Genomic DNA, 14,614 nt, shown 5'->3' with positions numbered 1-14,614 from the left:
AATAGAATATCAGCCATACCGATAATACTTACACAATCTTAGCGGCATGGCTGATCGCTAATAATTAATGGCTAACGACTTTTGTAAAGCAATTGCTTACCGCCTTCTTTTTCAGCCCACATCTCATTTGCACTGACAACTTGATTGCGACCACGGTGCTTGGCTTCATATAAGGCCTTATCCGCTGTACTAATCAGACGTTGGCAGATATCACTAGGCAGCTTTTGCATTGAGGCTATTTGGCTTTCCGCGCGCTGAGTAGCAATTGGCTTGATAAGAGGTGACGTTCGAGCGACAGTCTTTTGCTGTGTGATCGTTTTATAGCCTTGCGCGATACAATCTCGCTCTTCATGAGTTAAGGTATATAGCCCAAAGCTTGCTGTCACATTAAAATCAGCCAGACCTTCAATCTTCATGACATGCTCAGCAATATTGAGGCGTAATTGCTCGGCAATCATCATAGCGCTATCATGCTTCGTGTCTGGTAGGACAATTAAAAACTCTTCGCCGCCATAGCGACTGATAATAGTCTTATCTGTTAACGACTGCGATAGCGTCTGCGAGATTTCAATCAGAACCTGATCACCTACATCGTGTCCATAATTATCGTTAATCTGTTTGAACCAGTCCAAATCTAACAGCATGACGCTTAAGTCTTGATATTCTCGCACAGTAGCCAAGGCATACTTCATCTTTTTCAGACCGTAGCGGCGGTTTTTAAGCTGAGTAAGCTCGTCTTGATTAGCATGCCTTAGAGTCTCAAACCGACTATCATCTAATACCAATAGCAAAGCACGAAACATGTAAACGATAAAAATCGCTTTTGGCAATGCTAAATATAAATGAGTCGATCGCCAAAAAAACGTGGATGAACGCTGTAGCTCGCTGATACTGTCCCAATCTAAGACGTTGTTCTCAAAAGCTAACGCAGCCACTGCATTTTCAGCAGCCATAATCTCGTTGTAAGTTAAATAATTATGGCTCTCAAGCATGGGATGGATGACAGTCAATTGGCGTAGATTAGGTAGGCTAATACCACAGTAAGGAGACATAATAGCCAATAACATCAAGATAATATGTAGCCAAAACATACGCCAAGCATAGCGGCGCTTAATTAGCATCATACCAAGCATAGCCCCGCCAACAAGCGACACGCCTGCAAACAAACTACTGTATCCTATCATCACAATGACAGTAGAAATGTAGGCGGTATATACCAAAACCAAAGCTATCTGCCATCGACTTAAAACAATTTCGTTGTCGTTGCTTGAGTGAAATAAGCCTTTGACCATGCATAAAAAGAACAGTCCGACGAAGCTAATCCCAAGCCATAATGGATATAAATAATGTATGTTCACATAGGTGTTTAACGCATCTTGCTGCCACCAGACATACAAGCACCAGAACCAATGCAATGACACTTCTAACACGATAAATAAGGCCATCAGCGATGTTCGGTCAGCAGCCTGCCACTCAAAGATCATTTGAGAGATTTTGTTGTAACCTAGATGGGATATCGATACAGCCATAGAAGGGCTACCGCAGAGAGTATAAATACATTAAAAGGTGTAAGTGCGTTGAATATATAAGCGCTAGAATCAAAGCCAAAGCATACTATTCGCTCTGAAACTTCCATATCAAGTGTTACAAGTTCTAGCCTTATTATCAATCTATTTTACGCATTTATTTCCCAATAATTTCTCTATGAATGTAATTATGTTTATGTAGCTATTTTTGGCCTTATTCATCATGATAAATAAGGCCCTATCGCTACTGAAAATAACCTTATTAGAAGCAGCTGTAAAAAGGTAAATCTCACTCACTAAGCAAGCGTTGTAAAAGACTCCCAAACCCCTTGCTGATCATCATTTAAAATAGGGACATCGCCCAAACGTCGCCAAGGCATGTTACTACCGTGAAAATCACTACCAATAGATGCCGCAAGACCATGCGCAGCGAGGCTACGATCAACCATTCTGCGAGTACTAATTGGCTCACTAGTGGCTGGTAGTTCACAAGCATCTCCGCCAAGCTGCGCAAACTCTTCGATCAATTTACGCACGCGTGTCGCTGATAGTTGATATCGCGTGGGATGTGCGAGCACCGCTTTGCCGCCGCAAGCGTGAATCAGCTCGATACCATGCTGCATCGTCAATGCCTCGATTGCTACATAAGCAGGTTTGTTATCTGCTAGGTACTTATCAAAGGCTTTTTGAACGGTTTTGACTTCACCGCGCTCAAACAATACCTGTCCAATATGGGCGCGCCCGACTGCTTGAGGGTTACCGCCTGCTTTATCGAGCACTGCTTGCCATAGCTCATCATAATTAATATCTAATAATTCACTCAATTTTTCAGCGATACGCTGACCACGAGTGGCTCGACTGTCCTGTAGTTGCTGCAGCGTTGCGTGCATTTTTTCGCGATCAGTAAAGTCCAATCCAAGTACGTGAATAATTTTATTAGTGGATTTATTCTTTCCGTAACCACCGCTTAATGTATGCTCACAGCTGATTTCAACGCCATTAATAATCTGCATATCGCAGGCACTGGCAGCGTCTCTCGCCTCGTCAATTCCTGCCAGCGTGTCATGGTCAGTCAATGCCAATACGTTGATGCCCGCTGCATGGGCACGCTGTATAACCTCGGTCGGTGGGTAGGTACCATCTGAACAAGTACTGTGGCAATGTAAGTCAATTTTCATAAGCTGAGCCTTAAAGTATTAAATAAAATAGAAGTAGAATAAAAGCTAGTGAGCAGACAGTCATTGTTACGATTATGGGCGTTGTAGTTTGTCTTGATGATTCTGTAGATTTAGCAGTTATCGTTACTGTATTCGTGTTTATATTTGGCCAGTAGCATGGTCATCAGGCGCAATGATAAAGTATTACTCTGTAGGTCGCGTATATCGCATGATTATCGTGTTGATTGCTTTTTTTTGGTGCGGTAGACGTGTAAACTACCCCATACGTTTTTGTTGGACATACCCTTTGCTATGAAAGCATTATTAGACTTTATTCCCTTAATTGCCTTTTTTATCGCGGCGCGTTATAACGGTATTTTAGCAGCGGCAGGGGCTTTGCTCGTCGCCACTATTATCGTTTACGCCATTCATTTTATTCGTCAAAAAGGTAAGTTTGATAAGCAGCAATGGGTTGTCTTATTATTAACGATTTTATTCTGCGGCGGCACATTACTGTTGCGTGATGATATTTATTTGCGCTGGAAGTCGCCCATTATCAATGGTATTTTTGCATTGACGCTATTCGTCAGTGCCGCTATTAATAAGCCATTGATGCAGCTTGCTATGAAAGAGGTATTTACCCTGACGCTTAGCGGCTGGAAAAAACTGACCGTTGCTTGGGCATTGTTTTTTGCCCTAATGGCTGTACTACATTATATCACAGCGTTCACAATGTCAGATGAAGCATGGATCAACTTTAAGACCTATGGCTGGATTCCGATTATGCTGGTGTTTGTCGTAGCTCAATTTGCCGTGTTGAAAAAGCATCTCAACCCTGCCCTAACAGACAAAACCACTAAATAGTTTCTGTTGCCTTGTCATAGTAGCAATAACAATTTTATTGCTATGACGTTTATACTAAGCTCATCATTACTTTTTTATTATTCACTAAGGAAGTCTCATGTCTTTATTTGCCATCATTGGTCATGACGTGGCTAATAGCAGTGCACAACGTCTGATCACTCGTACTGAACATATTGAACGCTTAAAAGCACTGCACCAAGAGGGACGCCTCGTTATCGCAGGTCCAACGCCTATCGAGCATGGCAAAAGTGATATGTCAGGCAGCTTAATCATTGCGGATTTTGACTCTATCGAAGCGGCTCAAGCATGGGCAAACGATGAGCCTTATTTACGTGATGGCGTGTATAGTCATGTCGATATCAAACCATTTGTTCAAGCATTGCCAGCACCAACTGATAGCAACAATCAAGTAGCTGCATCGTGATCCAGAGAGTCTCTTTTTCACCTACCTGCTCCTACAAAAATGCCCTAATTAGTCTCATGTTAGCGACAGTCGTTTCAGCGCAGGCTGCACCCGCTGCGTCCATAACACCTGCTGTCGAGGCAACCGATCCGACAGCAATGATGCCGTTGACTGGCCCAGTAGCGGCGCGCGCTTTGCCAACGAAAAACTCAGCGCTAGATATCAATGATACCTTGGCGGCACAGCTGCAACCATCTACTAAAGCATTGTCAGCTGCCAATCAAGAACTGCTTAGCCGTAATGCACAATTGCAGCGTCAAGTGAACGACTTACAGACTCAAGTAAATGTCTTGGTCTACGAAAGTAAAGGACAGTTATTTCTATACGGTGCGTTTACCGTTCTGATCAGTCTATTAGTCGGTATTTTTGTCTCGTGGTTAGTATTTGTCCGTCGTGAGCGCTGGTAGCGTAAGCTGTGCTCGCACTGACTTGCATTACTCTACTTCGCTGTGTCTGACCAAATGTCGATATCATTGATTCGTAATAACTGATCGTTTAGCTACCGTTATTGATATTTCTAAGAAGTGCCTCATGTCTATCGCTAACTATCAAAACCCTGAACATTTAAACGTTATCACACCTGCCAAGATTGACTGGCAAATGGATGATACTGGCAATATGGTGCCAGTATCAGGTGAGTTTGGGGATGTGTATTTTTCTCATGCGGATGGTTTGGCAGAGACGCGTCATGTGTTTCTAGAGCATAATCAGTTACCAGAGCGTTTGGCACACCTGGCACCAAAGCAATGCTTTACGATTGCTGAGCTAGGCTTTGGAACTGGGCTTAATCTACTAGCAACGTGGCAATTGTGGCGACAATTACGTGAAACCAACCCGCAATTAGCAACGGCTCGTCTGCACTTTATCACTACTGAGAGGTTCCCTATACCGCTAGCAGATTTGAACCAGATACTTGCGCTATGGGGTGAGCGTGCGCCTGAGCTAATGGCATTTATTGAGCCACTTTTGGCTGCATATCCACCCCTGATTGCAGGCTGTCATCGTTTGAATTTTTCTTATGATAACTTAACCGTCGATATGTGGCTTGGTGATGCAGCGGAAAGTCTAAGCAAACTGGCATTAGACCACTTTAACCAGCATACGCCTTATATTGATGCTTGGTTTTTAGATGGTTTTGCGCCTTCTTGCAATAGTACCTTGTGGGCGGACAGTATCTTTGCACAAATGCAGCGCCTATCACGCCCTCATACGACTGCCGCTACTTATAGCTGTGCAGGTATCGTCAAGCGTGGACTAAGAGAGCATGGCTTTCAAATTAAGAAAGTCAGAGGTTTTGGTCGAAAGCGAGAAATGCTAACGGCCACTATGGCTAATGCAGAAAGTAGTGACCTTACTAGCGATAATAAAAGTTGTGATAATAAAAGCCACGAGGCAAAGCAGCAAACAACTTACAGCACATTCGATAATACTGTCGTCATTGGTGCAGGCGTCTCAGGGTTGCTCACAGCTTGGTCGCTTGCCAGTCGCGGTATTACCGTCATCTTATTAGATAAATCAGCGCCTTTGGCAGGTGCATCAGGTAATCCTAGAGCGTTACTTGCGCCCAAAATGACACCGATTCACCATGTCGATGAGCATCTGCATACCATAGGCTATCTCCATAGCAGCAGGCTATATCGAGACCTTAATCAAACAGCCGTACAGCTTAATACAGCACCGATCCTTGAACTGACTGGCGCCCTTGATTTGCTTATAAAAGCCAATATCGGTACAGAACAAATTGCCGACTATCCTGATGAGATGGCGACCACCCTATCGCATGAGCAAGCACAGGTTACTAGTGGCCTAAAAGAGCAGAACTTATCAGAGAACTTGTACTTACCGCAGTCTGGTCTGGTCAATCCACAAGCATTAAAAGACATCATACTGACTCATCCACTCATTCGCTTTCAGCAATTAGAAGTGAATAAAATCAACGAGACTGAGCAGAAAGTTCGTATCGAAGGTATCGATGAAAACCTTAACACTGTCACTATGACTGTTGATAATATCATCATTTGCGCGGCTTTTGAAAGTCATCAATTGGATCAGCGTATTTTTGATTGCCGTAAAATTCGCGGGCAGCTGTCTTGGTTTACGCCTACGGTTGAACAACTAACAAGACTGCCTAAAATACCGCTTAAATATAGTGGTTACTGTGCGCGGTTCAACGCACAGAGTGGAGATGACAAGTTAAATACAGTCGTCGCTGCCGAGCCCTATTTATTGCTCGGCGCGAGTTTTATCCGCAATGATACAAATACCGATATACGTCCTGAAGAGCATCAAATTAGCCGAGACAAGCTCATCACTGCCATTCCTGAAATGGCATCTATTATTCCGGCGGATACGAGTCTGTGGCGGGGACGAGCTGGCATTCGCACCCAAACGCCTGATTACCATCCTATCGTTGGACAATTGGCAAACAGTCAGCGGATATGGACAATGAGTGCGATGGGTGCAAAAGGTTATGCATTGGCACCTATTTGCGCTGAAGCATTGGCAGATATGATGCTAGGGTCATTTGCACCACTGTCAGAGGCAATGCTCGCACGCTTATCACCCAATCGTACACGTTTACAGACGCCGCTTGTTTAAGAATAAATGGCTCTTGTGTAAATAACAGCAACGCTCTCTACGGTTTATTCTGTCTTATGATATCTTAATTTGATGTCGACTCTAATAATGAGATATATCCTATGAGCTATCACCAAACAACCCTTACTCTACCCGCCTATGCGCGCGGCATTCATATCATTACTCCGAAGGTTGAAGAAGCGATTTCTCAGCTGTTACCTCACTCTGCCAAGGTAGGGTTGGTTCATCTGTTTTTGCTGCATACGTCAGCCAGTCTTGCGATCAATGAAAATGCCGATCCAGATGTCAGACTAGATACAGAAGATTGGCTCAATAAAATCGCACCAGAAGATCAGCCAGAGTATCGCCATACCTTAGAAGGCTCAGACGACTTGCCAGCGCATCTCAAAAGCATGATGCTTGGGGTAAGCTTGACTATACCGCTTGTGGATGGTGAGTTAGGACTGGGTACCTGGCAAGGTATTTACTTATGTGAGCATAGAAACCTGCAAGAATATGGCGGACAACGTAAGCTGGTGATTACGGTAAATACGTAATAATATACTGTAAATAAATAGCAGGTTGACCCTTGCCAATTGCCCCATTTACGTAGAGCGCCATTAACGGATAAAGCTGATTATGAATACTTCTCTCTCAAAAAAACTAAACTTACGAAAATCTAAACTGCTTTATCGTACGGCTCCTGCTATTTTCTTCAGTCTGTTGCTACTGACTGCTTGTCAAAAAGATCCAGAACCTGAAGCAACTGATACAACTACAGCTGAGACCTCAACGCAAACCACGCCAGTAACGACCAATATCAACGTTGATGAAGCTAAAGATAGCAATGCAGATGATGCTCAAAATGTAGCGCAGACCGATACTGATTCAGAACGTGATATGAGCTTAACAGAGTTAGATAAAGATCTTAGTGATACTACGTCCACGGCAAATGATAGCGCTGAAAAACCTAATCCAGAGCAAGCTATCAAAGGCGCACAAATCACTGATGTCCGTTATAAAAATGCAGCAGGTGAGAGTCTATCTGTGGTCTTTGAGACGTCGGCAGCTGGTATGCTTAACGCTATCATTACTCGTCCCAACCAGCCAAAAATGACCTTAAGCGCACCCGAAGGCCAAGGCAATAATCCTACCTATCAATCAGCTGACGGTAGTATCCAACTGGTCAGTCATGCTGGTGGTGGTACTATCGACCTTATCCGAAACAATAAAGTGACTAGCTTTGATGCTGTTAGTGCTGAAGCAGAAGTCATCACTGAATAAAACCTAATCCACCTTCTGTTTCAATGCCCTATTTAAAACCATAAAAAAGGCGGCAAACGCTATTATCGTTGCCGCCTTTTTCGTTTCTGTGTATTGCTCTGTACTGACTTGTCTTTACTGAGCTGTATAATGAGTGATTGTATTTACCCAAACCCAGTCGATTGCCCAAACATCCCGATCAACCAGCTTATCACTGTCCACAGCCCCCAACCGACAAACACAATGACTAGCAGTCCAAGAAAATCAGGGATATGCAAATACAGCCAAGCAACGATTGGATTGCGCCAAAAAAACCCAAAACGGCTTTGCTGTTGTTTGTCTTCTAATGACTGGTGCAAAAACGGTCGATCCATATGCATGGTTTCGGTAATACCATATTCATGGTGTAGATGCTCGTGCACGATACCCAGTGTCTTACGGCTAGGACGAATGAAAATATCTAATAGCGTACCAATCCCAGGTACGATACCAACGACCATATCAATAAGTGCCAATCTAACCGCTGGCGTCATTTTATGAGCGGGCACACCCAACTGACGTCCTAATATAAATGCATAACTGGTTAATGCCAATCCTGCCAAATCTCCTGCTAGTGGGATGGTCGAAAGCGCCGCATCCGCACCCATTCCTTGCTTGGTAAAAGGCACTCGTACTAGTGAATCCATGGTGTTAGCAAATTTTGCCAGTTTACGCTCAGTTGCGATAACTTGCTCGCGAGTCAGCCCATGTTCGGCAAGTTTTGCTTGATAGTCCGTAACTGACGCATTCGTATCAGGCGGTTTCTTTGATTTGAATTTCGGAAATTTATCGAACTTATCCATTTAGCGTCGTCCATATGCAAGTAACTGCGATGAGCGCAAAGACATAGCGCCCTACCCAGATATTGGCCAAGAACGCCTGAAAGCAAGCCAAAGGATTGCGACTGGCACAAGCGCTATTTTGTTTGGCAAACATCATCGCAACAAGCGCCAACCCAAATACTGGCGTTACGCCTAATGTGGTCGGGGCAAAGTAATGCCACATAACTACGCCCATCATTAGCAAAAATAGCATCTGTAATATTGAGATGATAATCACATCATAACGACCGAATAGTATCGCCGTTGATTTCACGCCAATCTTTAAATCATCTTCACGGTCAGCCATGGCGTACTGGGTATCATAGGCCACTGTCCAGCACATATAAGCTAAGAATAGCAGCCAACACCAAATATCAGGAGTGCCCTGCACCGCCACATAAGACATCGGTATCGCCCACCCAAAAGCAGCTGCTAAAAATACTTGCGGCAGATGCGTATAGCGTTTCATAAATGGATAAATAAACGCCAATACAACGGCACCAAGCGACCAGTAGAATACAGCTATAGGTAAGAAAAATAGCAGACTGGCACTTAACAGCACCAGTACTAAAAATGCAGCAACAGCTTCTTTGCCAGATAAGCGTCCATCTGCTAACGGGCGACATTTAGTGCGAGTCACATGACCATCTACTTTGCGATCGGCAAAATCATTGATAGCACAACCAGCCGCTCGCATAAATATTGCACCAAGGGCAAATATCGCGAACACCTTGATACTTGGCAACGCTGCCGTCATTCCTTGCTGCTGCGCTTGACCCATTGCAGCAAGTAGTACGCCCCAAAGCGTTGGCCATAAGAGCAGCTCAATGCCGACTGGCTTATCAAAACGGGTTAGCTGGATGTAGGCTTGTAGCTTGTCTTTAAATGTCATGGTTTTTTATTATCATTAACTGGATACTTTTTATGTGCGCTTATATATTTAGCTCAGAACAACTAACTTAACTTTTGAAGGGTCTAGTTACTGAGTTTTATTAGACTAATTACTAAGCTTAATGGACTGGTTACTGAACTTGTTGCCACAATTTATTCGCTTCGATCAGTGATAGCTCAGAATATTGCTTGCGCAAAGCTTTTAACGCTGGGACTTTGTCTTTCTGTTTCGCTTGTTGACGCAAAAATGCCAGTTGCTCTTGTGGATTGCTTAGCTCTTTTAACCGTGCCTCAAGCCGAAGAATGCGAGTACGCAGCATGATATTAATCAACAGTAAAACTGCACCCATAACCCAAATGATTAACGCTGACATTCCTTGCTCCTAAATCCATTAACTTTGAACATATACGCTGATTAATTGCGTACATTTACACTCGTACATTCATTATCAACAGCAGCTATCAGACAAAATATCCATCAAAGCGTACGGCTTCATTATGCCAGCTTTCGCTAGCTGGCTCATCAGCAAGCAGCGGTGCAAACTGTGGACGCTTTACGACCACGCGACCTTGGCCTTGCGTACTTTGTTTGACAACGGCCTGTGCACTACTTAGTAGCTGTCGCTCTTCATCTAACGTTGGTGGACGAGCTAATTGATGCAGTGCTTGCATATGCTTACCAACTTTTGCCCCTTTACCTGTCTTACTATCTTGATAACTATCTTCTGGAAACATCGGATCCAAATAGACGATATCGATTGTGGTAGCATTATCGGCTACGGTACCAGCCTCTAGATTCGCAAAATAACTGAGCGCATCAGTGTTAATAATCTGTAGACGGCTCATGAGCTTTTGCCAATTGGGTAGCGCACTCATACGTTGCTGCTCTACAAGTAACAGCAATGCTATCAAAGGCTGCTGCTCAAGCATAGTGACTTGGGCGCCAGTACTGGCCAATATCAAACTATCATGCCCAAAGCCAGCGGTTGCATCAATAACGTGACTATCTGATGTGATTTTGGACGCTTGTAATAGCAGCTCAGACTTACGACCAGCACTCACTATACGGCGCTGCAACTTGTCCCATTCAGGTGCCACACTAAGCCCATCACTTAGCCATGATAGCTTGTCTTTATCATCTAATAATAAAATAAGCTGAGTAGATGCTTGGCTCAACTGCTGACGGCGCTTTTGAGTTAATTTCTCTGTAGCAACTTTAATATCTAAGATAATTGGTAATGTATGCTCAGCTATCAATGACTGTAGGCTCTCAACCTGTGCTTGCTGGCTGTCATTGACGTAGAATAGCTGACAATGTACAACAGCACCTGTCTCGTCATACGTTTGGGGCACATCGGTCATAACCATCATCCTATTTGCTGCTTATTTTCACTATAAATTACTGGCGTGTTAAATCATAACGCAAATCTAGCCAGCCATTTGATAACCAAAGCCCCAAGCGGCGACCAACACGATAACACCCGTGATAATGCGTAACCAAGCAAAAATAGTAAAGTCACGGCGACTTACCCATGCCACAAGTAAGCGGATACAAAGTAGCGCCACCACAAATGATACGATGGTTCCAATACCTAGCACCAGCCAGTCTTCACTGTTGGTCAGTACGTCACCATGTTTGACTAAATCCAACAGTGCTGCCCCTACAATAACCGGAATACCCAAAAAGAAAGAAAACTCAGCAGAAGCCTTACGTGAGACACCTAACCACAGCGCACCAATAATCGTGGCACCTGAGCGTGATGTCCCTGGTATTAGAGCTAAACATTGGAATAGCCCAATCATTAACGCAGTTTTTATACTGACATCTTCCGCTTCTTTTGCAATGACCGTTTTAGGACGCTTTTCCACGTAAAATATCAGTAGACCACCGATGATGAGCATAATGGCAACGACAATAGGATTAAACAAATAAGCTTTGATTTCATCGGCAAAGGTAAAGCCAACAATCATCACAGGGATAGTAGAGACAATCAGACTCAGTCCCAGCTGTCTAGGATTGGTCATGCCCTCTGCTTTGCCAGTCAGCAAGCCCATCAGCGCTTGCCACAATCTACCCCAATAGTCATAAATCACTGCCAAAATAGCGCCAAGCTGTACCACCACGACAAATAAATCAACTTTTTCTTTAGTCCAGAAATCCATCACATCTGCTGATAAGATCAAATATCCTGTACTAGAGATGGGTAAAAATTCAGTGATACCTTCAACGATACCCATGATGACAGCTTGAACAAATAAAACTATATCCACAGTGACTTTCCTAGAAACAGACTGGCCTAAAAGCAAACTGGCCTAAAAACAGACCGATTGGCTGTCCTATATTAACGTTGATTTTATATTGGTATGCGCTTGCTAAACACTAAAAAGCTAGCTGCTATCAATTGAGTTAAACTGGTTATGGTTAAAGTATTTATCATAACCAGTGACAGCAATTGACGCTGCAAAAAACATATTTATAAAGCTATGCTTTACCTTGCTCTTTAAGTGTTTTCCAAGCTTGATTACGTAGATATTTTGGTAATGCTTGTGACGCTTCTGTACCACCATCGTTTGCAAACTGAGCAATACCAAGCTGCCCAATGACAACAGCATCTGGCCAAACATCTTCATGGCAGTCTTGCTGATCATGTCTTGCCAATAGCGGCGCGCCATTACCCACGATAGGTAGGCTAAGTGCGGTTTGGCGATCATAATCCAATAGCTGCTCAGTGCTATCGCCACCATTAGCCAAGACTGGCTGCATAATGCTATGACCTAATTGGTCATCAGTTACCAACTCATACTGTCCGAAATAGACTTGCTGCATACGAGCATCAAGGGCGCTGTATAGATGTGTCAGCCCATACTTCTGATACGCGCATTGTGCGATTGCTTGCAGGCTTGAGACGCCAACACAAGGCAAATCATGCGCGACAGACAACGCTTGCACCACTGCGGTATTGATGCGGATACCACTAAACGCACCCGGCCCGCGATTGAATATTAAAGCCTGTATATCAGCAAGACGTAACTGCGCCTCAGACAATGCAGCATCAATCATGGGTAAAATCTGTTGAGTCTGCTGACGCTTTCCTGTTTCGGTATGGCTCGACAATACCTGTCCGCTCGAATCTAAAATCGCGATCGAACACTGATCGAACACGGTATCCATTGCTAAAAACATCACAACCTCGGCTTTTACTTTTGGCGTTCTAAATTGATTTGTCAGCTTTTAATAATTTTTAATAACGATCTATCATTCATGCGCTATCAGAATACTGACAGAATGAAGCAGCGCCTATCATAGCATTTAGGGTACACGAATTTTATTAATTTCTATATTTTTCACACTTTATCCATCAGTGTTTATCTGCAACTGCTAACGATAAAAAGCCCCAAAGCTTCATTGGCTTCGGGGCTTTGATCAAACATTTTAAAAATAACTAACCGTTATCTAAAAGCGGGTTTTGAACTTCTTTGGTGCTTGGTTTTGCATTTCTTGCATTTGCTTTTGCATCTCTTCAGTGCTTGGCATATTGTTTGGATCCAGTCCCATTTGCTTGGCCATTTGTTCTGGATTCACGTCCTTAGCGCCACCTTGCTGACCGCCACCGCCAAATAATGGACCGCCACCGCCGCCAGCACTACCGCCACCCATAAGGCCTTGCATAGACTTCATCATTTTACTGATGCCTTCAGGCTTTGAGATCATTTTCATCATTTTTGCCATTTGCTTGTGCTGCTTAAGCAAACGATTAACGTCTTGAATCTCACGTCCTGAACCTGCAGCGATACGGCGCTTACGACTTGGGTTAATCTTATCAGGGTTTTTACGCTCAAATGGCGTCATTGAATTGATCAATGCTTCCATTTCGCGTACTTTTTCTTCTGGTTTGGCATCTTCGACGGCTTTTTGCATGTCTGAGCCGCCCATACCAGGCATCTTATCCAAGAAGCCTGCCATACCGCCCATGCTCTTCATCTGCTGGAACTGAGTCAATAGATCCTCAAGGTCGAAGTCACCGCCCTTTTGCATCTTTTTCGCCATTTTTTCGGCTTTATCACGGTCAATCTTTTGCTCAACTTCTTCGACCAGACTCAGTACGTCACCCATACCAAGGATACGCTGCGCGATACGCTCAGGGTGGAACAGCTCTAGCTCGTCTAGTTTTTCACCGCGGCCCAAGAATTTAATTGGCTTACCGGTGATAGCGCGTACAGAAAGCGCCGCACCGCCGCGAGCATCACCGTCAGTCTTAGTTAAGATAACACCCGTCAACGGCAACGCATCATTAAAAGCTTTTGCGGTATTGGCGGCATCTTGACCCGTCATTGCATCGACGACAAATAGCGTCTCAGATGGGTTAACCGCAGCAGTTAGCGCCTTAATCTCATCCATCATGGTATCGTCGATATGTAGACGACCAGCAGTATCAATAATCAGGATATCTTGATACTGGATTTTGGCTTCTTCAATCGCACGCTTTGCGATATCAATTGGATTCTCATCTGTGCTTGAGTTCACAAACTTAGCATTCACCTGACCGGCTACTTGCTCAAGCTGTTTGATAGCCGCTGGACGATAAACGTCAGCCGATACCAGCATCACTTTTTTCTTTTGACGCTCTTGTAGATATTTGGCCAACTTACCAGCTGTAGTCGTTTTACCCGCACCTTGCAAACCTGCTAGCAAATAGACAACGGGCGGCTTACCTGTCATCTCTAACTGCTGATTGGCACTGCCCATCATTTCGGTCAGCTCGTCGTGTACGATTTTGACAAAGGCTTGACCTGGCGCTAGCTCTTTTAGCACTTCAGCACCAAGCGCTTGTTCTTTGACGCGTTTTACAAAATCACGAGTGACAGGCAACGCCACATCAGCTTCTAACAACGCCATACGCACTTCACGTAGCGTGTCTTTGATATTGTCTTCGGTCAACTGCCCAGTACCGACGATGTTACGTAGGCTCGACGATAAGCGTTCTGTTAAGGTATCAAACATAAATAACTCTC

Annotated in this window: 15 protein-coding genes; 6 read left to right on the top strand and 9 right to left on the bottom strand. The window is 44.0% G+C overall.

All coding sequences use genetic code 11. The features are described from left to right. Positions 1-71 precede the first annotated feature (71 nt). The gene (locus CXF69_RS09645; RefSeq protein WP_101205814.1) at positions 72-1,529 is read right to left on the bottom strand and encodes a GGDEF domain-containing protein; all 1,458 of its coding nucleotides are present in this window, start codon (positions 1,527-1,529) and stop codon (positions 72-74) included. Positions 1,530-1,822: 293 nt separating this feature from the next. Further along, positions 1,823-2,704 carry a PHP domain-containing protein gene (locus CXF69_RS09640; RefSeq protein ID WP_101205813.1) on the bottom strand — a complete coding sequence of 294 codons (882 nt, stop codon included), beginning with the start codon at positions 2,702-2,704 and terminating at the stop codon, positions 1,823-1,825. A gap of 291 nt (positions 2,705-2,995) precedes the next feature. Between CXF69_RS09640 and ispZ the strand changes: the two genes are divergently transcribed. The 6 genes from ispZ to CXF69_RS09610 all read left to right on the top strand — a co-directional run bounded on the left by ispZ (position 2,996) and on the right by CXF69_RS09610 (position 7,871). Then, a complete protein-coding gene (gene ispZ / locus CXF69_RS09635; RefSeq protein ID WP_071003109.1) occupies positions 2,996-3,547 on the top strand; it encodes a septation protein IspZ in 552 nt (183 codons plus the stop codon). Positions 3,548-3,644: 97 nt separating this feature from the next. Further along, a complete protein-coding gene (locus CXF69_RS09630) occupies positions 3,645-3,971 on the top strand; it encodes a YciI family protein (RefSeq protein ID WP_057761353.1) in 327 nt (108 codons plus the stop codon). Positions 3,972-4,027: 56 nt separating this feature from the next. Further along, a complete protein-coding gene (locus CXF69_RS09625) occupies positions 4,028-4,417 on the top strand; it encodes an SH3 domain-containing protein (RefSeq protein ID WP_101205811.1) in 390 nt (129 codons plus the stop codon). A gap of 124 nt (positions 4,418-4,541) precedes the next feature. After that, positions 4,542-6,608, top strand: a complete 2,067-nt coding sequence (gene mnmD / locus CXF69_RS09620; RefSeq protein ID WP_101205810.1) for a tRNA (5-methylaminomethyl-2-thiouridine)(34)-methyltransferase MnmC2 — start codon at positions 4,542-4,544, stop codon at positions 6,606-6,608. 101 nt (positions 6,609-6,709) lie between these two features. Beyond that, complete coding sequence (locus tag CXF69_RS09615; protein ID WP_101205809.1) at positions 6,710-7,144, top strand: secondary thiamine-phosphate synthase enzyme YjbQ; 435 nt, start codon at positions 6,710-6,712, stop codon at positions 7,142-7,144. Between the two features lie 82 nt (positions 7,145-7,226). Continuing rightward, positions 7,227-7,871 carry a hypothetical protein gene (locus tag CXF69_RS09610; RefSeq protein ID WP_101205808.1) on the top strand — a complete coding sequence of 215 codons (645 nt, stop codon included), beginning with the start codon at positions 7,227-7,229 and terminating at the stop codon, positions 7,869-7,871. Between the two features lie 143 nt (positions 7,872-8,014). Here the strand turns inward: CXF69_RS09610 and CXF69_RS09605 are convergent, their stop codons facing one another. The 7 genes from CXF69_RS09605 to ffh all read right to left on the bottom strand — a co-directional run bounded on the left by CXF69_RS09605 (position 8,015) and on the right by ffh (position 14,603). After that, positions 8,015-8,692 (bottom strand): DUF4112 domain-containing protein, encoded by a 678-nt coding sequence (locus CXF69_RS09605; RefSeq protein ID WP_101205807.1) that lies wholly within the window; start codon positions 8,690-8,692, stop codon positions 8,015-8,017. Then, entirely contained in the window at positions 8,685-9,602 is a 918-nt protein-coding gene (gene ubiA / locus CXF69_RS09600; RefSeq protein ID WP_101205806.1) for a 4-hydroxybenzoate octaprenyltransferase, read from the bottom strand. Before ubiA ends, CXF69_RS09605 begins: the two co-directional genes overlap by 8 nt. Before the next feature lie 130 nt (positions 9,603-9,732). Further along, positions 9,733-9,975 carry a hypothetical protein gene (locus CXF69_RS09595; RefSeq protein WP_101205805.1) on the bottom strand — a complete coding sequence of 81 codons (243 nt, stop codon included), beginning with the start codon at positions 9,973-9,975 and terminating at the stop codon, positions 9,733-9,735. Positions 9,976-10,063: 88 nt separating this feature from the next. Next, positions 10,064-10,963, bottom strand: coding sequence for a class I SAM-dependent methyltransferase (locus CXF69_RS09590; RefSeq protein WP_101205804.1), 900 nt, complete (start codon positions 10,961-10,963; stop codon positions 10,064-10,066). A 66-nt stretch (positions 10,964-11,029) separates the two neighbouring features. Beyond that, positions 11,030-11,872, bottom strand: coding sequence for an undecaprenyl-diphosphate phosphatase (locus CXF69_RS09585; RefSeq protein WP_101205803.1), 843 nt, complete (start codon positions 11,870-11,872; stop codon positions 11,030-11,032). Between the two features lie 211 nt (positions 11,873-12,083). Then, a complete protein-coding gene (tsaB, locus tag CXF69_RS09580; protein ID WP_101205802.1) occupies positions 12,084-12,785 on the bottom strand; it encodes a tRNA (adenosine(37)-N6)-threonylcarbamoyltransferase complex dimerization subunit type 1 TsaB in 702 nt (233 codons plus the stop codon). A 270-nt stretch (positions 12,786-13,055) separates the two neighbouring features. After that, positions 13,056-14,603 (bottom strand): signal recognition particle protein, encoded by a 1,548-nt coding sequence (ffh, locus tag CXF69_RS09575; protein WP_101205801.1) that lies wholly within the window; start codon positions 14,601-14,603, stop codon positions 13,056-13,058. Positions 14,604-14,614: the final 11 nt, after the last annotated feature.

Source organism: Psychrobacter sp. Choline-02u-9 (genome assembly GCF_002836505.1).
Classification (GTDB): Bacteria; Pseudomonadota; Gammaproteobacteria; order Pseudomonadales; family Moraxellaceae; genus Psychrobacter.
Note: the sequence above shows the minus strand (reverse complement) of the source record. Positions and strands in the feature narration are given on the sequence as shown.